This is a genomic window from Flavobacterium anhuiense, assembly GCF_001705175.1.
Lineage (GTDB): Bacteria > Bacteroidota > Bacteroidia > Flavobacteriales > Flavobacteriaceae > Flavobacterium > Flavobacterium anhuiense.
On sequence record NZ_CP016907.1, the window covers coordinates 4,339,402 to 4,364,515 of the forward strand.

The 25,114-nt window shown below is 32.4% G+C and carries 26 protein-coding genes; 15 read left to right on the forward strand and 11 right to left on the reverse strand.

Going from position 1 to position 25,114, the window contains the following annotated elements; genetic code table 11:
- The first annotated feature begins 638 nt into the window (after positions 1–638).
- Positions 639–1,226 carry a glutathione peroxidase gene (locus tag BB050_RS18230; RefSeq protein ID WP_066034595.1) on the forward strand — a complete coding sequence of 196 codons (588 nt, stop codon included), beginning with the start codon at positions 639–641 and terminating at the stop codon, positions 1,224–1,226.
- Positions 1,227–1,372: 146 nt separating this feature from the next.
- Here the strand turns inward: BB050_RS18230 and BB050_RS18235 are convergent, their stop codons facing one another.
- Positions 1,373–1,870: a GNAT family N-acetyltransferase gene (locus BB050_RS18235; RefSeq protein ID WP_066034596.1), complete on the reverse strand. Its 498-nt coding sequence runs from the start codon at positions 1,868–1,870 to the stop codon at positions 1,373–1,375.
- Between the two features lie 11 nt (positions 1,871–1,881).
- Positions 1,882–3,057 carry a thioredoxin family protein gene (locus BB050_RS18240; RefSeq protein ID WP_066034597.1) on the reverse strand — a complete coding sequence of 392 codons (1,176 nt, stop codon included), beginning with the start codon at positions 3,055–3,057 and terminating at the stop codon, positions 1,882–1,884.
- A 177-nt stretch (positions 3,058–3,234) separates the two neighbouring features.
- On the opposite strand from BB050_RS18240, the gene menD reads away from it, so the two are divergent.
- The 8 genes from menD (at position 3,235) to BB050_RS18280 (ending at position 12,361) form a co-directional block, all read left to right on the forward strand.
- Entirely contained in the window at positions 3,235–4,896 is a 1,662-nt protein-coding gene (gene menD, locus BB050_RS18245) for a 2-succinyl-5-enolpyruvyl-6-hydroxy-3-cyclohexene-1-carboxylic-acid synthase (RefSeq protein ID WP_066034598.1), read from the forward strand.
- A gap of 85 nt (positions 4,897–4,981) precedes the next feature.
- A complete protein-coding gene (locus BB050_RS18250; protein ID WP_066034599.1) occupies positions 4,982–5,323 on the forward strand; it encodes a DUF2853 family protein in 342 nt (113 codons plus the stop codon).
- Positions 5,324–5,492: 169 nt separating this feature from the next.
- Positions 5,493–6,347 (forward strand): CvfB family protein, encoded by an 855-nt coding sequence (locus tag BB050_RS18255; RefSeq protein ID WP_008468957.1) that lies wholly within the window; start codon positions 5,493–5,495, stop codon positions 6,345–6,347.
- Positions 6,348–7,132: 785 nt separating this feature from the next.
- A complete protein-coding gene (locus tag BB050_RS18260) occupies positions 7,133–7,966 on the forward strand; it encodes a 1,4-dihydroxy-2-naphthoyl-CoA synthase (protein WP_008468959.1) in 834 nt (277 codons plus the stop codon).
- Positions 7,967–8,060: 94 nt separating this feature from the next.
- Positions 8,061–9,023 carry a 1,4-dihydroxy-2-naphthoate octaprenyltransferase gene (gene menA, locus BB050_RS18265; protein WP_066034600.1) on the forward strand — a complete coding sequence of 321 codons (963 nt, stop codon included), beginning with the start codon at positions 8,061–8,063 and terminating at the stop codon, positions 9,021–9,023.
- 30 nt (positions 9,024–9,053) lie between these two features.
- A complete protein-coding gene (locus BB050_RS18270) occupies positions 9,054–9,731 on the forward strand; it encodes a metal-dependent hydrolase (protein WP_066034601.1) in 678 nt (225 codons plus the stop codon).
- A gap of 212 nt (positions 9,732–9,943) precedes the next feature.
- A complete protein-coding gene (locus BB050_RS18275; RefSeq protein WP_066034602.1) occupies positions 9,944–11,182 on the forward strand; it encodes a tetratricopeptide repeat protein in 1,239 nt (412 codons plus the stop codon).
- Between the two features lie 138 nt (positions 11,183–11,320).
- Positions 11,321–12,361 (forward strand): o-succinylbenzoate synthase, encoded by a 1,041-nt coding sequence (locus BB050_RS18280; protein WP_066034603.1) that lies wholly within the window; start codon positions 11,321–11,323, stop codon positions 12,359–12,361.
- Positions 12,362–12,458: 97 nt separating this feature from the next.
- Here the strand turns inward: BB050_RS18280 and BB050_RS18285 are convergent, their stop codons facing one another.
- On the reverse strand, positions 12,459–12,983 hold the full coding sequence (locus tag BB050_RS18285) for a hypothetical protein (RefSeq protein WP_008468968.1): 525 nt from the start codon (positions 12,981–12,983) through the stop codon (positions 12,459–12,461).
- A gap of 259 nt (positions 12,984–13,242) precedes the next feature.
- Here BB050_RS18285 and BB050_RS18290 point away from each other — a divergent pair, with 259 nt between their 5' ends.
- Together BB050_RS18290 and BB050_RS18295 are read left to right on the forward strand one after the other, a co-directional pair.
- Complete coding sequence (locus tag BB050_RS18290; protein ID WP_008468969.1) at positions 13,243–13,716, forward strand: CYTH domain-containing protein; 474 nt, start codon at positions 13,243–13,245, stop codon at positions 13,714–13,716.
- Between the two features lies 1 nt (position 13,717).
- The gene (locus tag BB050_RS18295) at positions 13,718–14,686 is read left to right on the forward strand and encodes a YpdA family putative bacillithiol disulfide reductase (RefSeq protein ID WP_066034604.1); all 969 of its coding nucleotides are present in this window, start codon (positions 13,718–13,720) and stop codon (positions 14,684–14,686) included.
- A 107-nt stretch (positions 14,687–14,793) separates the two neighbouring features.
- On the opposite strand, the gene BB050_RS18300 is transcribed toward BB050_RS18295, so the two are convergent.
- Together BB050_RS18300 and msrA are read right to left on the reverse strand one after the other, a co-directional pair.
- Positions 14,794–16,362, reverse strand: coding sequence for a protein adenylyltransferase SelO (locus BB050_RS18300; protein WP_066034605.1), 1,569 nt, complete (start codon positions 16,360–16,362; stop codon positions 14,794–14,796).
- Positions 16,363–16,538: 176 nt separating this feature from the next.
- Positions 16,539–17,072 (reverse strand): peptide-methionine (S)-S-oxide reductase MsrA, encoded by a 534-nt coding sequence (gene msrA, locus BB050_RS18305; RefSeq protein WP_066034606.1) that lies wholly within the window; start codon positions 17,070–17,072, stop codon positions 16,539–16,541.
- 184 nt (positions 17,073–17,256) lie between these two features.
- Here msrA and BB050_RS18310 point away from each other — a divergent pair, with 184 nt between their 5' ends.
- On the forward strand, positions 17,257–18,744 hold the full coding sequence (locus tag BB050_RS18310; RefSeq protein ID WP_035692158.1) for an aminotransferase class V-fold PLP-dependent enzyme: 1,488 nt from the start codon (positions 17,257–17,259) through the stop codon (positions 18,742–18,744).
- Positions 18,745–18,986: 242 nt separating this feature from the next.
- On the opposite strand, the gene BB050_RS18315 is transcribed toward BB050_RS18310, so the two are convergent.
- The 5 genes from BB050_RS18315 to BB050_RS18335 are packed head-to-tail and all read right to left on the reverse strand — an operon-like array spanning position 18,987 to position 21,869.
- Positions 18,987–19,454: a nuclear transport factor 2 family protein gene (locus BB050_RS18315; RefSeq protein WP_008468974.1), complete on the reverse strand. Its 468-nt coding sequence runs from the start codon at positions 19,452–19,454 to the stop codon at positions 18,987–18,989.
- A 47-nt stretch (positions 19,455–19,501) separates the two neighbouring features.
- Positions 19,502–20,026: a hypothetical protein gene (locus tag BB050_RS18320; RefSeq protein WP_066034607.1), complete on the reverse strand. Its 525-nt coding sequence runs from the start codon at positions 20,024–20,026 to the stop codon at positions 19,502–19,504.
- 12 nt (positions 20,027–20,038) lie between these two features.
- Positions 20,039–20,515 carry a hypothetical protein gene (locus BB050_RS18325; protein WP_008468977.1) on the reverse strand — a complete coding sequence of 159 codons (477 nt, stop codon included), beginning with the start codon at positions 20,513–20,515 and terminating at the stop codon, positions 20,039–20,041.
- Between the two features lie 6 nt (positions 20,516–20,521).
- Entirely contained in the window at positions 20,522–21,199 is a 678-nt protein-coding gene (locus BB050_RS18330) for a peptidoglycan DD-metalloendopeptidase family protein (RefSeq protein ID WP_066034608.1), read from the reverse strand.
- Between the two features lie 4 nt (positions 21,200–21,203).
- Positions 21,204–21,869 (reverse strand): spermidine synthase, encoded by a 666-nt coding sequence (locus tag BB050_RS18335; protein ID WP_066034609.1) that lies wholly within the window; start codon positions 21,867–21,869, stop codon positions 21,204–21,206.
- 64 nt (positions 21,870–21,933) lie between these two features.
- Here BB050_RS18335 and BB050_RS18340 point away from each other — a divergent pair, with 64 nt between their 5' ends.
- Complete coding sequence (locus BB050_RS18340; protein ID WP_066034610.1) at positions 21,934–22,485, forward strand: 1-acyl-sn-glycerol-3-phosphate acyltransferase; 552 nt, start codon at positions 21,934–21,936, stop codon at positions 22,483–22,485.
- Positions 22,486–22,569: 84 nt separating this feature from the next.
- Here BB050_RS18340 and BB050_RS18345 read toward each other — a convergent pair whose 3' ends face one another.
- On the reverse strand, positions 22,570–23,028 hold the full coding sequence (locus BB050_RS18345; RefSeq protein WP_066034611.1) for a helix-turn-helix domain-containing protein: 459 nt from the start codon (positions 23,026–23,028) through the stop codon (positions 22,570–22,572).
- A gap of 312 nt (positions 23,029–23,340) precedes the next feature.
- Here BB050_RS18345 and BB050_RS18350 point away from each other — a divergent pair, with 312 nt between their 5' ends.
- The gene (locus BB050_RS18350; protein ID WP_066034612.1) at positions 23,341–24,495 is read left to right on the forward strand and encodes a M14 family metallopeptidase; all 1,155 of its coding nucleotides are present in this window, start codon (positions 23,341–23,343) and stop codon (positions 24,493–24,495) included.
- 77 nt (positions 24,496–24,572) lie between these two features.
- Positions 24,573–25,052: an Lrp/AsnC family transcriptional regulator gene (locus BB050_RS18355; protein ID WP_008468989.1), complete on the forward strand. Its 480-nt coding sequence runs from the start codon at positions 24,573–24,575 to the stop codon at positions 25,050–25,052.
- The last annotated feature ends 62 nt before the right edge of the window (positions 25,053–25,114 follow it).

Genomic DNA, 25,114 nt, shown 5'->3' on the forward strand with positions numbered 1-25,114 from the left:
CTCACTTTTTTTAAAACCAAAATAAATCCAATTACGTAAATGATTTTAATAACATGAGAAAGACCTTATTACAGTCATAAAATTTGAAATAAACTGTTGTTACAACATTACTAAGGACTTATGGATAGCAAAATAATAGTTAAAATATTAATAGTGGGCTTAACAACAGTTTTATCACTGACCATATTTACTGAAAAAGACTTTGTAAAAGATGCCTTGCGTATTCGCGTAAATGTATGTGATTCCAAAATTTATGGCTGAGCCAAATTTGAGTATGAAAAATAACAAAATATAAATACTGTATAGTTGATGTGCTCGGACTTCCAACCGAAGATTTTTTAATATGTCTCGGCTATTTAGGATTTAATTTTACATCGATACAAGCCATTTTAAGATTTTTAAGAGACGTTTGACATATGGGGGATAAACGATTTTCGACATAACCGAGTCATCAACTATAATTTATAAAAGATTGCATAATAATTAATTCATGGTTTGATTTGTTTGTATGGGGGGAAGCCTAACGTCTGATTAACGTTAGGCTTCATTTTATTATTTAACTTTTGATTAGCAAAAATTAAAGGCCTAAAATAGTTTTTGTGAAATGGATTTTAGCTAATTTTATAAAAAATTAAAAGATGAAAAAAATACTTTTTATGCTATTTGGAGCAGCAGTTTTATCTGCAACAGGATTAAATGCTCAAACCAGTAATAACAAATTATCTAAAAAGGATAAAACCATGGCAAAAGAAACAATCTACCAATTTAAAGTAGAAGATTTATCAGGAGACACTTTTGACTTTGCGTCTTTAAAAGGCAAAAAAATCATGATTGTCAACACGGCTTCAAAATGCGGTTTAACGCCTCAGTATAAAGATTTAGAAGCAGTTTATAAACAATATAAAGATAAAGGATTTGTGATTGTTGGTTTCCCTGCAAATAACTTCGCATCTCAGGAGCCAGGAACAAATAAAGAAATCGAAACATTCTGCCAGCAAAATTATGGAGTTTCTTTCCCAATGATGAGCAAAGTTTCAGTAAAAGGAAGCGATATGTGTGATGTCTATAAATTCTTAACTGAAAAATCAAGAAACGGTCTACAGGATTCTGAAGTGGAATGGAATTTTCAGAAATACTTAATCAACGAGAAAGGAGAATTGGTAAAAGTAATTAAACCAAAAACTCTAGTAACAGAGCCAGAAGTTATCAATTGGATTAAAAGCTAAATTAAAAAAAAACACAAATTTGAATTTTCAAATTTGTGTTTTTTTTTGAGCTTCAAAGTTGCAAAGATACAAAGAGACAGAGTTTTTAAAATAATCATTGCGAACTTTGCGCAATTCTTTGTGCCCTTTACGGTTAAGTGTTAAGGTTAAACTAAAATAAGCTGCATAAAAACCAAATCCAACCAATGGTCAAATTTATAGCCAACTTCGCGAATTGTTCCTGTAGCTACAAATCCGAATTTTTCATGAAAAGCAATACTTCCTGCATTATCGGCATCAATAGCGCCAATCATAACATGATACCCTTGTTCCTTAGCCAAACGGATTAATTCTGTCAAAAGTTTAGAACCGATTCCTTTTCCTATTATATTATCGACCACATAAACAGAATGTTCGACAGTATATTGATAGCCTATCTTTTCTCTAAACGGTCCATAACTTCCAAAACCAACCACTTCACCATCTAAATCGGCTACAATTACAGGAAGATTTTTGGCCATTTTATCTTCAAACCATTTTGTTTGAACTTCCAAAGTCTGGATTTCATAACTATAATTGGCAGTAGTGTGTAAAATGGAATGATTTACAATTTCTAGAATTTTTTGCAAATCGTTTGTGGTTGCAGGTCTTAATATAATGCTCATTATATAAAAAGTTATTTGGTATTCAATTCAGCTAATAAAGTGTCTACTTCTTTAGAATTCCAGTCCATTTCTTTGGCTATGGCTTTGGCATTTTTGGCGTATTCTAAAGCTTTCTTTTTGTCTTTTATCTTATTGTAAAGCTTGGCTTCAAGTAAATTTCCGTCATACGAATTATTTAATTCTAAAGAGCGATCTACCCAGAAAATGGCTTTTTTCAAACTTTCTTTATCATTAATATGTTTAAAATAAGTGTTTCCGATATCTTTTAAAAAGCTTGCATCATTCCAAACCAATTTTTGGGTATCTTCGAGCGTAACTTTTTTGTAAAAGTCCCATTTTTCAGTTCTTTCTGCCAACGTCAAATCATATTTAAAAACTAGAGAATCTGTTTTTTGCAATCGAATTGATTTGGCAACTTCTCTTTGTTTGTAATAGTTTACAGTATCTAAATTGTCAACTAAAGGACGAAGCAACTCATTTACAATACTTTCAATTTTACGGTCAACTCGATTTTGAGATGCAACAGCTGCAAACTCTTTCTGATGATTTAAAACATACTGAAATTCTCTAGATTTAATATCGGTTACACCATTTGCAATGACACGCCAGTTTACTTCGCTAACCAATTGCTTGTCTGTTTGAGTATTCAAATAAATATGAGTTGGTTTTGACAATTCCGTTCTGTCTTTTCCTTTTCTTAAAGTATTTAAATAATAAAAGAACTTATCTGAATTGCTTGGATCTGTAAGAAATTGTTTTTCTAAATATGGCAACTGCATTTTCGGATTCAAAGCATTGTTGAGTTCATTTAAGAATTCAGGCTTTTTCATTTCGCCTTTCAATTCATAAATTAAAATCTCATTACTATCAAGAAATAAGAAAGTTGGAAGCGATTTGGTATTGAATTTATTTTTTAATGCAGTTCCTTCTTCTTTTTCAATGTTTTTATAAGTGCAAACAAAATTTTTGTTCAAAAAATCCATTACAGCAGGATCGCTCAAAACTTCCGCTTTCATTAAATTACAATGCGGACACCAATCTGCATAAAGCATAACAAAAAGTGGCTTTCCTTCTTTTTTTGCATTTTCTAAAGCCGTTTTATACGGAACATCAACAGGAACAAATTGATTCTGAGAAGTTATGGTTTGAAAAGTAACAGATAAAAAAAGTATAAATAAGAAACGCATATTAGGTCAGGCTTTTATTAATTATTCGATTTTACAAATATATTTCCTTTTTCGGGAAAGAGCCTTAATATATTCCTAATTATAATACAAATCAAGTGCGAAGTTTGTAACTTTGTAAGCAAGATGAAGAAAAATCAAAATAGAAGATTTTCTTTAAAAAAGTAATACACGACCGGAATGATTTACCCCAAAATAGCGCTTGCACAAAGCATTATCGAAATTTTATCTGCCAAAGGCATTGTCAATATTATAATTTCTCCTGGATCTAGAAATGCACCGTTAACAATCGGATTTGCTCAAAATCCAAACTTCAACTGTTACAGTATTGCAGACGAGCGTTGTGCCGCTTTTTTTGCTTTAGGAATTGCACAGCAAACCAAACAGCCAACAGCTATAGTTTGCACTTCAGGATCAGCTTTATTAAATTATTATCCTGCTTTGGCAGAAGCGTTTTACAGTCAGATTCCATTGATTGTAATTTCTGCTGACCGTCCGCAGAGCAAAATTGATATTGGCGACGGACAAACCATTCGTCAGGAAAATGTTTTTGCTAACCATTCTGTTTTTAATGCTAATTTAACTGAAGAAGCATCAGAAGAGAACGATTTAAAAATCAATCTGGCAATTGAGACGGCAATTCTTAAAAAAGGTCCAGTGCATATTAATGCGCCTTTTGAAGAACCGCTTTACGAAACAACAGAAGAGCTTTCTGTACAGCCAAAAATTACAAATCCAAAGCCAGAAGCTTTTCCATTAATAATAGAAAATAATGAAGAAGTAATTTCTGTTTGGAATACTGCAAAACGAAAATTAATCTTAGTTGGAGTTAACGAAGCGAATACAATTGATAAAGAAATTATTGAAAATTTAGCTTCAGATCCATCTGTTGTCGTGCTTACAGAAACGACTTCAAATCTTCATCACGAAAGTTTTATCAATTCAATAGATACTTTAATTACGCCTTTTGATGATTTTGATTTTAAGAAATTTAATCCTGAAGTATTGGTTACTTTTGGTGGAATGGTGGTTTCAAAAAGAATAAAAGGATTTCTGCGAAAATACAAACCAAAACATCATTGGCACATAGATACTTTGCGGGCTTATGATACATTTGGTGCATTGACCAAGCATTTTGAGATGCAGCCAAATGATTTCTTTAAAGACTTGCTTTCAAAAACATCTTTTGTAAAAAGTAATTATTTTAATAATGTAAATACGGTTTACCAGACAAGATTAGAGAGAAGAAAAGACTATTTAAATAAAATCGAATTTTCAGATTTTAAAGTTTTTGAAAAAGTAATCGAATCATTGCCTAAAAACAGCATGCTGCAGATTAGCAACAGTTCTGCTATTCGTTATGCACAACTTATTGATATTGATAATTCTATAGAAGTTTTTTGCAATCGAGGAACAAGCGGAATTGATGGAAGCACTTCTACAGCAATCGGCGCGGCGGTTGGAAACGAAAAACAAACCATTTTTGTTACTGGAGATATAAGTTTCTTATACGATAGCAATGCTCTGTGGAACTCTTATATTCCTAAAAACTTCAAAATTATTTTAGTTAATAATGGAGGAGGAGGGATCTTTAGAATTCTACCTGGTCATCAAGAAAAACCGGTTTTCAATACCTATTTTGAAACTTCACATAAATTGACTGCTGAGCATTTGGCAAAAATGTATGGTTTAAATTATTTTACAGCTCATGATGTTCCATCATTAGAAAACGGAATCAATTCTTTATATGATTCTAACAAAACTCCGTGTATTCTAGAAATTTTTACGCCAACAACTGAAAATGACCTTATTTTAAAACAGTATTTTAAATACTTAATTTAAAATTGAAAGAAAATATTTGTTAAAATTATTGTTTTAAATCTTCCTTAATTATACATTTGGTCTATTATTCACCAATTATATAATTATGAGCAAGAGAGAAGAATTAATTAAAAAGTATGCTTCAGATTTGAAGGATAAATGTGGAGTAACTCCAAATATGGATTTATTGACTAAAGTTACCATTGGCTGTGGTCCTTCTATATATAATGATGATGCATCAGTTGTAGCAGGATCTCAAGAATCTGAATTAGAGACGGTAAAAAACAATTTTTTAGTTAAAAAGCTAGGTTTAAAAGATAGTCCAGAATTATTGGGAGCAATTCACGCTGTATTAGAGAAATACGGAAAATCTAACAAACACAAATACAGAGCTGTTGTGTATTATTTATTAATAGTTCACTTTAAAAAAGAAAGTGTTTACAAATAATATGCATTTGGCATAATTTAAAATCCCTTTATAACAACTGTTGTAAAGGGATTTTCTATTTTTTTACTGCAAATCAAGTTTTGTTAAAATTAATTTCTTTGTACCGCGCCAAACTTCGTACCTTTGCGTCTCAGAACTTAGCAGTTCGACTGCTTAGAAACTTATAAAAATGCTAGAAATAGGAAAATACAATACGCTAACTATATTACGTGATACCAAAGTTGGTTTATTTTTAGGAGATCCAGAAAATGATCCAGATGGAGTTCACGACGTTTTGCTTCCAAATAAATATGTGCCAAAAGTATTTGAAATTGGCGAAGAATTAATCGTTTTTGTTTACTTAGATCACGAACAGCGTCCAGTTGCAACCACTTTGGTTCCGTACATTTTATTGAATGAATTTGCTCTTTTACGTGTAAACTACATCAATAATGTCGGCGCATTTATGGACTGGGGAATGGAGAAAGATATTTTGGTTCCGTTCAAAGAACAGGCGCGTCCAATGGAAAAAGGGAAACGCTATTTGGTTTATTTATATATGGACAAACAGACGAATCGTTTGGTGGCTTCGAGTAAAACCAATCAATTTTTGAGTAACGATACGTTGACCGTTGAAAAAGGGGAAGAAGTCGATTTGATAGTTTCTCATATTACCGATATGGGAATCAATGTTATTATAAATGAACGTCATAAAGGTCTTTTATACAAAGATGAAGTGTATGATGATTCGATAAGAACTGGAGACAGAATGCGTGGGTATATCAAAAATATTCGTCCTGACAATAAAATTGATGTAGCACTTCAGGCTCAAGGTTTTGAAAGCATTGAACCTAATGCCGAAAAAATATTAAGCGAACTGAGAGCTAGCAGAGGGTTTCTTAGATTGAATGACAATTCTCATCCTGAAGACATTAAAACCGTTTTGAAAATGAGTAAGAAATCATTTAAGAAAGCAATCGGAGCTTTGTATAAAGAAAAATTGATTGAAATTAAAGAAGACGGGATTTATTTGGTAAAGGAATAGAAATTCCAAATTCCAAGACTGACCAACACAATTCATTTGGAATTTGGAGTTTAAAATTTGGAATTTATTTTGCGCTAGCAAAATTATTATAACACAAAAGGCTGCTCATTACAAGCAGCCTTTCGCTTTTTATTCAGTTTTAAAAAAAATTGTAATTAAAAAAAAACAGAAATAAAATAATTCGAGTCCATCTCAGAACAATAGCTTTACGAATTTTAGAAATTATTCCATTGATGGGTATGTCTTTTAAATAATAAATGTACCTATCTCAAAAGCAAAAAAATAAATTTCACGGCTTATCCATTGGTTTATAAAATAACTTTTAGAAAGTGCGAATTAGTACTTTTTTCCTCTTTTCGTTATCATTTCTATACTAATTATAGATACAATTCTAACATTTAACCTTAGGTGTTACTTTTTTCTTTTTGAAGTTTCGACAAACACATAAATCATTTGCTCTTTTAATTGAGGTTTGTTTGTGAAAACCCTAAAAAAATGAGCGACAAACTTTTTAAATTTTCTCAAAAAAATCATTTTTTAGGTTAATAAATCAGTGAAAGAAAATCAATCTGGAATCATTGAAATATTTTGTATCTCATTGATTTCTAGGCTGTAAAATTAAATATTATTTTTCTAAACTAATGTTAAAAAATGTTATTTTTTGTAAGTAAATACCAATTGTTAACATTGCACATCAATTTAGCAAAGACTTAAGGCAGATTGAGTAGGTAAAGTAGTAAAAATGCTTTATTTTTACCGTATAATTATTAAAACAAAAAATCAAAATGGAATGGATTACAGCCAGAGAATTTGAAGATATAACTTATAAAAAATGCAACGGAGTAGCAAGAATTGCCTTTAACAGACCAAATGTTAGAAATGCATTCCGTCCTAAAACTACTTCAGAATTATACCAAGCTTTTTATGACGCGCAAGAAGATACTTCAATCGGAGTTGTTTTGCTTTCTGCTGAAGGCCCTTCAACAAAAGATGGAGTTTATTCTTTCTGCAGCGGTGGAGATCAAAATGCACGTGGACATCAAGGATATGTTGGAGATGATGGACAGCACCGCTTGAATATTTTAGAAGTACAGCGTTTAATTCGTTTTATGCCGAAAGTGGTTATTGCTGTTGTTCCAGGCTGGGCTGTAGGTGGTGGGCACAGTTTGCATGTAGTTTGCGATATGACGCTTGCCAGTAAAGAACATGCCATTTTTAAACAAACTGATGCAGACGTAACTAGTTTTGATGGCGGTTACGGATCGGCATATTTAGCTAAAATGGTGGGACAGAAAAAAGCACGTGAAATCTTTTTCTTAGGAAGAAATTATTCTGCTCAAGAAGCTTTTGAAATGGGAATGGTAAATGCTGTAATTCCGCATGACGAACTAGAAGCTACGGCTTATGAATGGGCTCAGGAAATTCTTCAAAAATCACCAACCTCTATAAAAATGCTAAAATTTGCAATGAACTTAACAGATGACGGAATGGTCGGACAACAAGTTTTTGCAGGAGAAGCAACTCGTTTGGCTTACATGACCGAAGAAGCTAAAGAAGGAAGAAATGCTTTCTTAGAAAAAAGAAAACCAAACTTCGGTGAAAATAAATGGATACCTTAATAATTTTAGATTTCTGATTTTAAATTTTCAATCTATAATTTTAAATCAGAAAATAATAATCTAAAATCTATATTCTAAAATCTAAAATTAAAACATGAAACATTGGATTGAAGCCGCTAGATTGCGCACATTACCTTTATCAGTTTCCGGAATTATAGTTGGGAGCATTTATGCTTTGTCAAATCCAACCGAAACTATAAATACGCCAACTGAAGTTTTTAGCTGGAAAGTTTTTGGTTTCGCCTTATTGACAACGTTAGGATTACAGGTTTTATCCAATTTTGCAAACGATTATGGCGATGGAGTAAAAGGTACCGACAACGCAGACCGTGTAGGGCCTCAGCGTGCTATTCAGAGTGGTGTTATTACGCCGCAGGCGATGAAAAAAGCCATTATTATTACTTCTTTTTTGACTTTACTATCCGCAATCATATTGATATATTTTGCTTTTGGAAAAGACAATTTCGGATATTCTATCTTTTTTCTATTGTTAGGAATCGCAGCTATCGCGTCGGCAATTAAATATACCGTAGGTAATTCTGCTTATGGTTACAGAGGATTTGGAGATTTATTCGTTTTTATTTTCTTCGGATTAGTGAGCACTTTAGGCGTAAACTTTTTGTATGCAAAAGAAGTCGATTCCCTTTTAATTCTTCCAGCTGTAGCCATAGGACTATTGAGCGTTGGAGTTTTGAACTTAAACAATATGCGCGATCAGGAATCAGATAAAAAGTCTGGGAAAAATACTATTGTAGTGCAAATCGGAGCTCAAAAAGCTAAAAATTATCACTTTTTCTTAATCATTACAGCAATGGTTTTGGTGGTTGTATTTGCTATTTTAAGCGATTATAACTTTGACCAATATTTATTTGTATTGGCATATATTCCGTTGACAAAACATTTAATTACGGTTTACAAAAATCAAGATCCAAAACTATTAGATCCAGAATTGAAAAAACTGGCATTGAGCACATTTTTGCTTTCAATATTACTTACAGTTTGTATGATTTCGCTGATTTCAGATATTATTGTAAACCTCTTTTTAGGAGGAAGATAAAAACTATGTTTAATTTAAAAAGGTAACAGAATGAAAATTACATACTACGGACACGCTTCATTAGGAATTGAAGTAGGAGGAAAATACATTATTGTGGATCCATTTATTACCGGAAACCCGCAAGCAGCATCAATCAACCTTAGCACAATAAAAGCCGATTATATTTTACTGACTCATGCACACCCTGATCACGTTTTAGATGTTGAGGCCATTGCTAAAAACACGAATGCAGTTATTGTCTCTAACGCTGAAATTGCAAGCTACTATGCCAAAAAAGGATTCAACTCACACCCAATGAATCATGGCGGAAGCTGGAAATTTGATTTCGGAAAAGTAAAATATGTAAATGCCATTCACTCAAGCAGCTTTCCTGACGGTTCTTACGGAGGAAATCCTGGAGGTTTTGTTATTGAAGGCGAACATAAAAATATCTACATTGCCGGAGATACAGCATTGACGTATGATATGAAATTGATTCCGCTTCGCACAAAACTGGATTTAGCGATTCTTCCAATCGGAGACAATTTTACAATGGATATTGAAGATGCTATTATTGCATCAGATTTTGTAGAATGCGACAAAGTTTTAGGATATCACTATGATACTTTTGGTTATATCGAAATCAATCATGAAGAAGCAATTCGCAAATTTTTCGATAAGGGAAAAGATTTAATGCTTTTACCAATTGGAGATTCGATTGAATTATAATTGTCATCCTGAGCGGAGTTGAAAGAAGGAGCTAATCCCGCTTTCGGCTAAATACCCGATTAACAAAAACTACGGCTAAAAAAGTCTTGTTTTTCTAAATCGGGAGATACCGCCTCTATCGGGGCTAGGGCACTCAATTCCATAAGAAAGTGATTTGGCATAATCTATGTTAATTGAATTAAAGTTTTTTAAAGTAAAAATCATTTTAATCTGTGAAATCTGTGGCAATTAAAGCATCATCACAAAATACAACTTTCAAAAAAATCATTTTATTGCTATTTATTGCAATCTCCTGTAGCGCGCTTGCACAAAAAGACGGTTATTGGGATAAAGAGCGTGCTACAACAAAAGAAATTATGGTTCCGGCACGCGATAGGATTTCTATACCAACAGAAGATTTACCTGTTGGAACTACAGAAATTGTCTATAGAATTACCCTTTTAGATAAAAATCAAGAAATGGCCAATAGCTTGGTCTCTTTATTGAAAGTAATACCAGATCCAACAGGCGTTAGTCAAGGTTCTGCGGGTGCAGTGTTCTTGATGTCGAAAATTTCAGGCGATGACGAATGCACGTATTCGATTTTTACCTCTAATGAAAATGCTAAAAAATATGTGGCAGACGGTAAAATCGATAAAGCCTGTTATTCTCAGGCAGAACCTGTAAGTAAAGACGCCAAGCGTTTATCTATTGGCAAATCTTCTTGCTTAAAAGAAAATATCAGTACAATCTGGTTTGGTTTTGAAAGCAAGAATTGGCTATTAAGCCAAAAAGTAGTTCTGGAAGTAGTGCCATGGGTAGACACAAAACTAAACCGTGGCTGGAATCAGGACAATAAAAATGAAATTATCAGTTTGTGCAAAACATCTACAATGGCACAAAAAATGGCCAATTCAGATGATTTTTGCGTTTGTATTCTCAATAAAATCATGAAACAATATCGTTACGATGAGTTTCAAAAATTATTAGCTGTCGAAAAAACAAAAGTCTACAAAGATTTTGGAAACAGCTGTTACAAAGATGCTGATATATCTAAAAATGTATTCAACGATTTAAGAACACAAGTCGCGTCTTTAATTAAAGTGCAAAAATATAATGAAGCAATTCCGAAATTAAATACAATTGTAAACGAAGGCAAAGCAACTGCATTAGATTACAGTTCGCTCGGTTATTGCTACATTTTGACTAAGCAATATGCAAAAGCATTAAAAGTGCTTCAAGAAGGAGAAAAGCTGGATGATACAGAATTATTGGTCAAATTAAATTTAGCACATACTTATTTGGTAAGCGATGATTATAGCGCTGCCAAAGCGATTTACAAAAAATATCAGTCTCAAAACGTAACGGACAGTTTGAGCTGGGTTGCAAAAACAAAACTCGATTTTCAAGCTTTTGAGAAAGCAGGTCTGCCTTCAAAAGATTTCGAAAAAATCTTAAAATTATATAACTAAGTTGCTGAGATACTAAGATGCTAAGATTCTAAGTAGCTTAGATGTGAGATGCTTTTTAAAGCATCTATTTTCAACTCAGTATTTCAGAACTTAGTGTCTCAGTATCTTAGAATCTTAGCACCTTAGCATCTTAAAAAAATGAACGCATCTTATCATAAATACTTACTAGAATTTAAACGCCCGTCTGGAACTTCCCGAGGAATTATGACCGAGAAAGAAACTTGGTTTATAATACTAGAAGAAAATGGAAAAAAAGGAATAGGAGAGTGTGGTATTCTGCGTGGCTTAAGCGCAGATGACCGTCCAGATTACGAAGAGAAACTAAAGTGGGCTTGCGATAATATTCATTTAGGAGAAACAGCACTTTGGAATGCCTTATTAGAATTTCCTTCCATACAATTTGGAATAGAAATGGCTTTTTTATCGCTTAAAAGTGAAAATCCATATCTTTTATTTCCCTCTAATTTTACTGATGGTGCAAATTCAATTGCCATAAACGGATTAGTTTGGATGGGTGAATCTGCATTTATGAAACAGCAGATTGAAGAAAAATTGGCCGATGGTTTTAGCTGTATAAAACTTAAAATTGGAGCTATTGATTTTGATAAGGAATTAGAATTGCTGCAATTTATCAGAAGCCATTTTTCTGCTGAAGAAATAGAAATCAGAGTAGATGCAAATGGTGCTTTTTCTTCAAAAGAAGCTTTAGATAAACTAAATCAATTAAAACAATTTCAGCTTCATAGCATAGAACAGCCTATCAAAAAAGGCCAAATCGTAGAAATGGCTCAATTGTGTAAACAAACGCCATTCCCAATTGCTTTAGACGAAGAATTAATCGGCGTATTTGCGTTTGAGGAAAAAGAAAAATTGCTTCAAGAAATTAAGCCTCAATACATCATTTTAAAACCAAGTTTCATTGGTGGTTTTCGTGGTACGCAAGAATGGATCACTTTAGCAGAAAAATACAATATCGGCTGGTGGATTACATCTGCATTAGAAAGCAATATCGGACTGAATGCGATTGCACAATGGACATTTACATTAAACTCAGACATGCCACAAGGTTTAGGAACTGGAGCATTATATACTAATAATATAGATTGTCCACTAAAAGTAAAAAATGGCCAGCTTTGGTATAATCCTTCTAAGAATTGGGAAAAGTTATTAAGTCTCTAAAGTGCTAAGATTTTTTTTACGCTCTAAAAGTTGACTAAATCTCAACTATTGTTTTCTTGAGACTTAGAATCTTAACACCTTAGAAACTTAGTGTCTTTTACTCTTTTCCTCCCAACAAACTATCCTGCCAATCTTTCAATTCCTTCCATTTTCCTTGATAAGCCATTAATGCTTGTTTAGCCCAAGTACTAGGATTATGCATCGCATAGTTTTCTCCGCCGGCATCCAAAATAGCTTGTAACTTCTCTGTGGAAGCTTGCGAAAGGTTTTGCCACGTTTTTATTCCTGCCTCGATAAATAAAGATTCTATTTTTGGACCAATTCCTTCCACTATTTTCAAGTCATTTTCCTTTATTTTTTTTCCTAAAGCATTTGAGGCTAATGCAGGTTCAAACGGAATTATTTCAGGAATTACTGTTTTATTTTTCGCAGCAAGTTCTGCTTCTAATTTTAAGATTCTTGAGTTTAAATTTTTTGTATGCGCTTTGCAAACATCTAAATCAGCTTGAAGAGATGCTGAAAGAGCATTATCATTCTTAAAAGTAATTTTTCCTAGTATGTAACCTAAAATCCCGCAGATTACACCTAGTGCTATTGGTATTACAACATAAGGCACATTCATGATCGTTTTATTTTAGAGTTTAAACTATAGTAAGTTTTTAGTTATGTAAAAGATTATTTTAGACTGATAACTAGTTGTTTGACGAGGAATGAATTCTATCAAAATTACTTAAAATAATAATTGCAAGATGTTAACAATCAGTTATTTTGATGCTTATTTCAATATGACAAAAAGCATCAATTAACATATTTTTCATTTTTTATAAGTTCAAGGGCTTGATTAAAATGAGTAACTTGCATAAAAATAATCTAGAATTAAAATGGTTGAAATAGAAAGAAAGTTTCTTGTAAAATCTGACGCATACAAGAATAAAGCTTTTACTCAGAATAAAATTGCTCAAGGCTATTTGAGTTCTGCTCCCGAGCGAACGGTTAGGGTTAGAATTAAAGGACACAAAGGCTTTATAACCATAAAGGGAATAAGCCATAGCGGCGGTATGTCTCGTTTTGAATGGGAAAATGAAATTCCGCTTGATGAAGCTCAGGAATTATTAAAATTATGCGAAAAAGGCAAAATTGAAAAAACACGCTACGAAATACAATCTGGAGAACATGTAATTGAAGTCGATGAATTTTATGGAGAAAATGAAGGCTTAGTAATGGCTGAAATTGAACTAAATTCTGAGGATGAAGTTTTTGAAAAACCAGAATGGCTTGGAGAAGAAGTTACAAACGACGAAAGATATTACAACGCTTATTTAAGCAAAAATCCTTATAAAGACTGGCAAAAGTAAAATGACAGAATCAATATATGACCTTGTTATTGTAGGAGGCGGACCGATTGGGCTTGCCTGTGCAATAGAAGCAGAAAAGAAAAATTTAAAATATGTAATTATAGAAAAGGGCGCGATCGTTAATAGTATTTTTAACTATCCGCTTTACATGACCTTTTTCTCTACCGCAGAAAGATTAGAAATTGGCGGCATTCCGTTCAATTGTCTGGCACCAAAACCAGGACGACAAGAAGCTTTGGAATATTATAGAAATATTCACCGCTATTTCAAATTCAATATTAATTTATTTGAAAAAGTAACTGATATATTGAAAAGTCAAGGCATTTTCAATATAACGACCGATAAACGTAATTACGAATCTAAGAATGTTATAATAGCAACTGGCTTTTATGATATTCCGATTGAAATGAATGTTTCAGGAGAAAATCTTCCAAAAGTCCGCCATTATTATAAAGAAGCACACGAATATGCGTTTAGAAAAGTTTTGGTTGTCGGAGCCAATAATTCTTCGGTAGATGCTGCTTTGGAATGTTGGAGAAAAGGAGCAGAAGTGACAATGGTTATTCGTAAAAACGAAATTAATAACCGCGTAAAGTATTGGGTAAAACCTGATATCGAAAATCGAATTGCCGAAGGAAGCATTAAAGCTTATTTTGAATCTAATATTACCGAAATCCGTGAAAATGAAGTAGAAATTCAAACACCAAACGGAAAAGTTACAATTGAAAATGATTTTGTTTTGGCGCTAACGGGCTACAAACCGGATTTGAATTTTCTTGAAAAAATCGGAATTCAGCTTTCTAATGACGAACTGAAAATCCCTGTTTATAATCCAGAAACGATGGAAACTAATGTAGAAGGTTTATTTCTTGCCGGAGTAGTTTGTGGCGGAATGCAGACTCATAAATGGTTTATAGAAAACTCGAGAGTTCATGATAATATGATTGTAGATTTTATAAGCTCAAAGTAAAAAGTTTGCCACGAATTGCACGAATTTGCACAAATTTTATAAGTTTAGTTTTTACTTTATAAAAAGAAATTAGCGTAAATTCGTGTAATTCGTGGCAAAAAAAACTTTTATGAACTACAAGACAACATAGAACAGCCAACCTTAGTTCTAGCCCAATCTGGACGTTTTGCAAACCATTTTTCAGATTCAGGTTGTTCGTCATACGGATTTTTCAAAAGCTGAAACAATTCATCAACCAAAGAATAATCTTCTTTATCTGCAGCATCAATTGCTAATTGTGCCATATAATTTCGCAGTACATATTTTGGATTAATCTGGTTCATTTTTTCTGAACGTTCATCATCCGAAAGTTCTTCTGCATTTAATCTTTTAAGATAAACTGTAAACCATTTTTGCCAAGCATCTAGAATATTTTCTTTTATTTCTTCTGGAATATAAAAAGCATATTCTATTTTTTCGAATGCTTGTTCGATAGAATCATCTTTTTTAATCTTACTTAGATTTCTAAAAAAGATAGTCATGTCCGTTTCTGATAACTGTAAAATTTCTTCTAAACCTTTAATAATTTTATCGTCAGCTTCGCTTGAAGTAAATATTCCTAGTTTACTCAAAAACATTGTTTTGTAATCCTTTTCAAAGTCAGTTATAAATGTGTCTAGGATTTTTTCTAAAGGCTCAGCTTCATTAATTAATGGATAAATAGCATTTGCCAATTGAAACAGATTCCATTGAGCAACATGAGGCTGATTTCCGAAACGATATCTTCTGTTTTGACTGTCTGTTGTGTTTGGAGTCCAGTCAGGGTCATAATTTTCCAACCAACCATATGGGCCATAATCGATCGTAATTCCATGAATCGACATATTATCAGTATTCATTACACCATGAACAAATCCAACACGTTGCCAATGCAAGATCATTTCACGCGTTGTATCAGCCACTTTTTGGAAGAATTTCAAATATTGCTCTTTTGGTTCTCCTGTGATTTCAGGGAAATAATGTTTGATTGTAAATTCTACAAATTGCTTTAAGTTTTTCAACTCATTTCTGGCTGTTAACATTTCGTAACTTCCAAAACGAATAAAAGAAGGAGCTACTCGGCAAACTACTGCACCTTTTTCATAAGCTGGGTTTCCGTTATACAAAATATCCCTTAAAACCTGATCTCCAGATAGAACAAGTGAAAGCGATCGAGTAGTGGGAACTCTCAAATAATGCATCGCTTCAGCACATAAATACTCTCTTATCGAAGAACGTAAAACAGCCAAACCATCTGCAGTTCTTGAATAAGGGGTTTTTCCAGCGCCTTTTAATTGCAGAGTATAAAACCTATTGTTATTTTCAACTTCTGTTAAATTGATAGCACGGCCATCGCCCAATTGTCCTGCCCAATTTCCAAATTGATGCCCTGCATAACACATTGCGTACGGCTTAGTTTCTGGAAGAATCTCTTTTCCGGAAAAAACATTTAAAAACTCTTCTGCTTGAATTTCATCTTTAGAAATACCAACCAATTCAGCAACTTCTTCAGAAGCGTGAATCAATTTTGGATTTGAAGGCTGTGTCGGATTTACGTACGAAAACAGCGTATTTTTTACCTGACGAATTTCATTTGTCAAGTCAGGATCTGCTGGTAATTCGGCAGTAAATCGATTATTTATTTTTAGATTTTTCATTTTGTTTTCTTTCTATATGCCACAGATTACAAACATTAAAAAGATTTTCTGTGTTATCTATTTGCCACGAATTGCACAAATTTTCACGAATGTTTTTTCAACTAAATCCAAAAATTAGTGGAATTTTGTGCAATTCGTGGCAAACAAAAAAAATTTAATCTGTGACAAACTTAAAATTAGCCAATTAGCATATCAGCGTACATTTTTTTAAGTTTTTGAATTTTTGGATCAATTACCACTTGGCAATATCCAGCTTCTTGATTTTCATTATAATAGTTTTGATGATAATCTTCGGCTTCGTAAAAAACTTCAAAAGGTTTTAATTGCGTTACAATTGGATCTGCATAAGCAGGTTGCACTTCTTCAAAAACTTTTTCTGCAATTTCTTGTTGCGTATCATCGTGATATAAAATTATGGAACGATATTGTGTTCCGCTATCGCCTCCTTGGCGATTTAAAGTTGTTGGATCATGACTTGTCATGAAAATGAAAATTAAGTCATGATATGAAATTATGTCAGGGTTGAAAGTCACTTGAATCACTTCGGCGTGTCCAGTTCTTCCTGTACATACTTCACGATAAGCAGGATTCTTTATAAATCCGTCTGAATAACCCGATTTTATTGATTCTACACCTTTTAATCGCTGGATTACAGCTTCTATACACCAAAAACATCCGCCACCAAAGGTAGCTACTGATAAATTTCCCATAAATAATACTTTCTTTAAAGTTTAATGCCTATTAATTCGATAGGATATTATGATAATTTATTAAAAAAAAGTTGTTTTAACTAAAAATACTAAACGGTAATATAGTGTTTGAAGTTTACTATTGATAAATTCGCAATTTTATAAAAAACTATATATATTTGCAGTCAAACACAAGGCACAACTAATGAATAGCAAAAATAGTACCATGACACTGGAAACTTATTTTCAGGAATTTAGAAAGAATATTGTCGGTATAAATCAAGAATTTACTTCGCCTTATGGCAGAAAATCAATAATTTACACAGATTGGACTGCCAGCGGAAGACTATATCGTCCGATTGAAGAAAAACTATTAAATCAGTTTGGTCCTTTTGTCGCTAATACACATACTGAAACTACTGTATCTGGTACTGCTATGACAAAAGCATATCATCATGCCAGACATATCATAAAGCGTCATGCCAATGCAAATAACGATGATGTTCTAATTACAGATGGAACTGGAATGACTGGAGTTATCAATAAATTTCAGCGTATTTTAGGTCTGAAAGTTCCTGAGAATTTAAAGAGTTTTACCAATGTTCCTGCAGAAAAAAAACCTATTGTTTTTATTTCTCATATGGAACACCATTCTAACCAAACTTCATGGTTGGAAACTATTGCAGATGTTGAGATTATTCCGTCTTGCGAAAAAGGTCTTTTTAATTTAGAGAATCTTGAAGCTTTACTAGAAAAATATAAAGATAGAACTATCAAAATTGCTTCTATTACTGCCTGTTCGAATGTTACGGGTTTAAGAACTCCTTTTCACGAAGCGGCAAAGTTAATGCATCAATATAATGGTGTCTGTTTTGTTGATTTCGCTTGTTCTGGTCCTTATGTGGAAATTGATATGCATCCAGCGGATCCAGAAGCTTATTTGGACGCCATTTTTATGTCACCTCATAAATTCCTTGGCGGTCCTGGAACTTCAGGCGTTTTAATTTTCAATAAAAAATTATACAATAACATGATTCCTGACTGTCCAGGCGGAGGAACAGTAAGCTGGACAAATCCGTGGGGAGAGCATAAATATATTGATAATATTGAAGATCGTGAAGATGGCGGAACACCTGGTTTTCTTCAAGTTATCAAAACTGCGTTGGCAATTGAGCTAAAAGAGGAAATGGGAATTGAAAACATTATGGAGCGTGAACATGAAATTGTCGATTATGTTTTCTCTGAATTGGAACCAGTTTCGAATATCAAAATTTTAGCTGGACAACACAAAGAACGTCTTGGGGTAATTTCATTTTTTATTGATGATCTTCATTTTAATTTAGGGGTTAAAATCTTAAACGACCGTTTTGGAATTCAAACTAGAGGAGGATGTAGCTGTGCTGGGACTTATGGCCATTATTTATTGCATGTTGATCAGGAAACTTCAAATAAATTGGTCAACGAAATTACTATTGGTGATTTGATCAAAAAACCAGGATGGATTAGAATGTCAATTCACCCAACTACAACAGATGAAGAGATTGCTTTTGTTTGTAAAAGCATTAAAGAATTAGCAGCCAATCATAAAACTTGGGCTTTGGATTATTCTTATGATAAAAATCGCAATGAGTTTATTCATAAAGACGCTACTTCGTTTGAAGACGAATTGGTTGAAAGCTGGTTTAAATCTTAGATTTTACTAAAAAAGTCAATAAAGATTTTTTAGCCACAGATTATACTGATTAGCGCAGATTTTTTTTAATCCTTTTAATCCTTTTAATCTTTATAATCTGTGGCTAGTTTTTTAACGCAAAGAGCGCAAAGATTTTTTTTAAGCTTTCTTGATTATCTGTGTGGTTATTGAGGTCGCAAAGTTATAAACTCGACAGGTTTAAAAACCTGTCGAGTTTGTTTTTTTAATTTTTAAAAAGGAAATTAAATCTTTTGAAATTGTTTCAGCGCAGAAAGAGCTTGCGATTGCACTTTTTTCTGAAAGAAACCAGTCCAGCCTAATAAATAACCGGTAAGTCCAAAGGCTTGTTTAGACCATTTCCAGACATCAAAATTATCGGTATGTTTGATAATTAAGCCGTCTTGAAAGATAAATTCGGCTGAAATTTTATTAATGACTTTTCTGTTTGTTTTGCTAAAATTGTAAGTGGCAATCCAATTTGCAGAACCTGTTGTGTCGTCTGCCTTAACATTTGAAAATTCAATTTTTAAGTTGCCTTTACTTTTTAACAACAGCATTTCCCACATTTTAGAAACCTGTTCTTCTTTTAACAAACCAAAAGCTGGATCTATAAAATGAACTTTCGGATGATAGCATTCGCTCATGGTTTTAGCGTCGGCATTCGCGAAAGCGGTATAAAATTTTGTAATCAAGGCTTCATTTGAGTTCATAAAAAAATATTTATGTTAAATATAAGATTTATTATATTAAAAAATCACTATAAAACACTAATTTCTTTAGCTGTATCAAATGTTTTTTTAGATTTATCAAACGCTGTAGAGAAATATTTTACTTTGCTATAAGCTGTAAAATGTCCAGTTAGATTTCCTGAAATATCAGGCCCGCCCGCAATGATGAATCTTATCGCATAAATATCTGTCTTTTTAAGCTTCAGCCATTCTGCTGGTGTAAAATAATAGTAAGCAGTTGTTTTGCCGTCTGCCGATTCTTTTACATTTTTATCTGTGCAAGCAATGACATCGGCATTTGTCAAATCAACGTAAACGCCTCCAGCAATTTTTGCTTTGTCGCTCGCTGTAGAAATGGTTAGTTTTAAAATACCGCCTTTTGCTGTTTTAGCTATCTGTACATTTATCTCACCAGAATACGCATATTTTTCGCAGATAAATGTATATTCTTGTGTTGCGGGATATGGCGCAGAGCCTTTTACGCTCATAGTTTGCTGTGCAGAAGCAAATGTTGAAATAAATAATAAAAGAAGAAGCGGTAGTTTAAAATTCATAAGTATTATAATTTATTGATCGGCTAACTTGGCATCAAATTTTTCATCCCAATCCATAGATTTTATGGCAGAAATGAGATTGTCTTCATTTACAAAGATGCGCAATTCTTTATTGGCAACTTTTTTGGTGTACAAAGCATGATAGCGGTAAATGACTTCATGTTTGGTTTTGTAAACTCCATCTAATTTTAAATCTATAAAACTTCCGTAGTATTGTCTAAATCTTTGGCAGGTTTTGGTTAAACGCTCTTCTGTTGTGTTTTCCATAACCGATTTAGTTACTTCCGTTTCATTAAAAGGTTTAAATTTTGAAGTATTACAAGTTTCTAAAACTCTCTTCCCTAAATCATAGGCTTTTCGCTGCTGATTTGCATTTACTTCTGCTGTAGAAACTTTTTTAATTTTTAAATCTTCAGTATCTCTGCTAACGGTTTTAGATTTACATCCAATTAATAACAACAAACATATAATCAATCCTGCTTTCTTCATAACTATTTAAGTAATTTTTAATAATAAGTTAGGATCGGGACAGTTTTCGATATAGAAGTTTAGGTCTTTTGTGTTGCAGACTCCAGGATAATCTCCCCAATAATCTCCAATGTTGTGGATAATCTGAAAATGGACATGAGGTGCATAATCGCCATTTACAGAGGCTTTTCCTAAGGTTGCAATTTTTTCGCCTTTCTTAAAATTGTCTCCGACATTTAAATTCTCTATACTTTCTAACGACAAATGTCCGTATAAAGTATAAAATTTTTCATTTTCTACTTCATGTTCCAATATAATAGTAGGGCCATAGTCGCCCAAACCAATATTATTTTTAAAACTATGCACTGTACCGTCAAGGGCGGCAAGTACAGCAGTTCCAGCTTCTGCCCACAAATCTAATCCGATGTGAATATTGCGTTCGGGTTTTGAGGCATCTAAAAAAATGGGACTTCTTTGGTATAAAAATCTTCCTTCTATATAACCTCCAAATGCAACTTTGGCGTTGTTTTCTTTTAAAAAACTTGAAATATATTTTTCAAAATCTTCCGAAGTATCTAATTTCTGATTTACCAGTTCTTGATTCGAAACCGATAAATTTAAAGGTACATATTCAGAAAGATTGATTGAGATATCAATAACTTTAGTAGGTGGTAAGGCGTTTAAGATTGAGGCAAGGGGTTTCATAAAATTAAGCTACTTTATTTATAATTATTAATTCGTTATGTACTTCAATGCGAGGCAGCATTTTTGCTTTAATCATTTTCGGATTTACTTCAGCAACATATTTTCTATTTCTAACATTGTGAGCTTCGTCCAATATCATGGTATTGAACAAAACAAAACCATTATCTTTTAAAATGGTACAAACTCTATCAACAAAAAACTTTTCGAACAAAAAATTAGGCATATGCGTATCTTCAAAAATGTCTATAATAATGAGATCGTATTTGTCTTTTGTTTTGAGCACAAATTCAAATGCGTCATCAATAACAACTTCTAACTGCTTAATTTGATTCAGATTAAAATACTCATTGGCAATCTGAATCATATCAGGATCGATTTCAACTCCTGTAATTTTTTCTTTGTATGCAATCTCGTCTACTAAAGTTTTAACCACACTTCCACCGGCAACTCCCAATAGCAGAATATGTTCCATTTCTAAGATTTTATCGTAACCAATATTTCGAAGTCCATACCTTAATATACGTTGTAGACTTCCGTATGAATAATTTGTGTTTTCAGTGTCTAATACTAATTCGCCATTTGCCCATGTAACTTCGATCATTTTGCTTCTGGCTGATTTTTTCTTAAATATTTTTATTGGAATTATATAACTGAAAAATTTTCGAATCATTTTTTATGCTTTTACTCAAATTTAACATTAAATCTTTTATTTTGCACCAAATATTAAATCTTTCATGAAAAAACTATTATACAAATTCATCTTTTACAAGCTAATGGGCTGGAAGATAGTGGGAATGGAAAATGCTGAAGTAAAAAAATGTGTATTAGTAGTAATGCCTCATACCAGTAATCATGACTTTTATATAGGTCTATTAACTCGTGGCATATCTGGATTGCAGATGAATTTTGTAGCAAAGAAGGAGTTATTTAAATTCCCCTTTGGTTTTTATTTTAGAAATGTCGGCGGAGAGCCGCTAGATCGTACTGGAGGATTGAATAAAGTGGATGCGATTGCTTCTATTTTTGATAGAAAAGAAATCTTCCGTTTGGCTGTTGCTCCAGAAGGAACCAGAAAAAAAGTTAACGAAATAAAAACAGGATTTTATTTTATCGCCCTTAAAGCGAATGTACCAATTGTTCCCGTTGCTTTTGATTGGGTTAAAAAAGAAGTGAATATTGGCAAGCCATTTTATCCGACTGAAAATTACGAAGCCGATTATGAAATTTTGAAAAAGCATTATGAAGGAGTTGAAGGTAAAATTCCTGAAAATGGCATCAAACTGTAATTTCTGAGAATTTTTCCAAACGCGTGAGAATCGCGTATTTGAAAATTTTCTGGACAAAGATTCAAATACGCGCTAATTTTTGCGTTATGGAGAATAGGCCTTAAATGTGCCGTTTTTATAGAACAAGACAATTTTTTCAATTTCACTATCTTCCAAATTGAAATTTTCGTTTTTTAGAACAGGAGATTTTTTGGTTTCTCTTTTTTCTTCTTCTTCCGAATTTATTTCCACAACCGAAAATAGATCATTTTCCACATTCTGATTCGATAGAATAGGAGAAGATAATTTTTGAGTTTCAATAGCTTCTTCATTATTGCTTTTGGGAAAAGTTCCTCTCCCTATCAAAATCCAATATAAATCTACATCTGGAAAAACTTCTAGAATTTTCATTACAAAATCTAAACTTGGCTTATTTCTTCCTGACAAAAGATGCGACATACTAGAACGTTGCACGCCAATTTTATCAGCAAAGGCAGATGCGTTTAAACCATAATATTCCAATACAGATTCAAGTCTTTTTACAAAATCATCTATGTTTACCATTGTAAATTCGTGCTTTAAATTCTTTCATTTACAAATGTAAACAAAAAGAAAGAGTATTTGAATATTATTGTTGTAATTTTAATTAGAGTTCATTTTTATGTTAAATTTAAAATCTAAATAGATAATTACAACTAACTGAAATTGATTTATTTAAGTGTTTATTTATAATGTAAAAATCTCAATTGAAACAAGTTATAAAGATTAATGTTAAAACTCTTCAAAAACTGTTTACAATTCTAAATTATTATTTTTTTAATCAGTTTACAATTGTAACGCTAAAGATGTTTACTTTTGTAAACTAATCGAAATACAATGAATTTAGAACAGCTTTTTACACAATACAAGGAACAGTCCATATCTGGCAGATATCTAACTTTAGATCATATTAAACCACTTTTAGATAAGTTAAATACAAATGGTCAAGTACAGATTATTGGCACATCTGTTTTAGGAGAACCTATATATAGCTATCAAATTGGAACGGGAAAAACGCGAGCATACCTATGGTCGCAAATGCACGGAAACGAAAGCACAACAACAAAAGCTTTATTTGATTTCATCAATTTGCTGAATGACGATACCGATTTTGCTAAACAAATGCTGAATACCTTCACATTTTACTGCATTCCGATACTTAATCCTGATGGAGCAAGGCTTTATACTAGAGCAAACGCAAATGAAATTGACTTAAATCGTGATTCACAAGATTTGACTCAACCTGAGAGTAAAGTGTTACGCCAGATTTTTGAAGAATTTAAACCTGACTTCTGCTTTAATCTTCATGATCAGCGTACTATATTTGGAGCAGGAACAACTGGAAAACCTGCAACTGTTTCTTTTTTAGCTCCTTCTTATAATGAAGAAAGAGATGTAAACAATAATAGATTAAAAGCCATTAATATCATAGCTGGAATCAATGAAGAACTCCAAAAGTATATTCCTGGACAAGTTGGACGCTTCGATGACTCCTTCAATATTAATTGTATAGGAGACACTTTCCAGTTTTTAGGCGTGCCAACCATATTATTTGAGGCAGGACATTTTCCAGAGGATTATGAGCGAGAAATTACGAGGAAGTTCATATTTTTCTCGTTAATTTTAAGCTTCAAACTGATATCCGAAAACGATTTAGTTGACAATAGATTTTTCGAATATTTGAATATTTCACAAAATAATGTGGTTTTTTATGATTTTATGTATAAAAATGTCAAAATAAATTATGATGGTATCGAAATTATTACGAATTTTGTCGCACAATACAAAGAAGAATTAATCGAAAATAAGATTCATTTTAACGCTTACATAGTTGAAGTAGGCGAATTGGAAAATTATTTTGGTCATTATGAATACGACGCAAAAGGAGCAGAATATTCGGACGATTTCCAAAACTTTCCAAAAACGGGTCAGAAAGCAAATTTTTATTTAAATAAAAATGTTAAATTTGTTAACGGATTAATAAAAAGTTAATTTTTATGTGAATTTGTTGTTTTTTATATATAATTTTATACTTTGTAATAGCAATTAGTAATATTAATTAAACAATTATGAGTAAATTTCGTTTAGATGAAGTAGATCACCAGATTTTAGATATGTTAATAGACAATACGAGAGTTCCGTTTACTGACATTGCAAAAAAACTTTTGATATCTGCTGGTACAGTACACGTTAGAGTTAAAAAGATGGAAGATGCCGGTATCATCATGGGATCTTCATTAGCCTTAGATTACGATAAATTAGGTTATTCATTTATTGCTTATGTAGGGGTTTTTCTTAATAATACATCTCAAACTAAATTTGTATTAGAAAGAATCAATCAAATTCCATTCGTAACTGTAGCTTCTGTAACTACAGGAAAATTCAACATCTTTTGCAAAATTAGAGCAAAAGACACTAAGCACGCGAAAGAAGTTATCTTTATGATTGACGATATTGATGGTGTTTACAGAACAGAAACAATGATTTCATTAGAGGAAAGTATAAACGATAAGAAGCGTTTGATGCATACTATTTTCAAAAATATGTAAGAACTTTTCTTGAATGCTATATTAAAATATACCTCAAGTTTATTCTTGGGGTTTTTTTATGA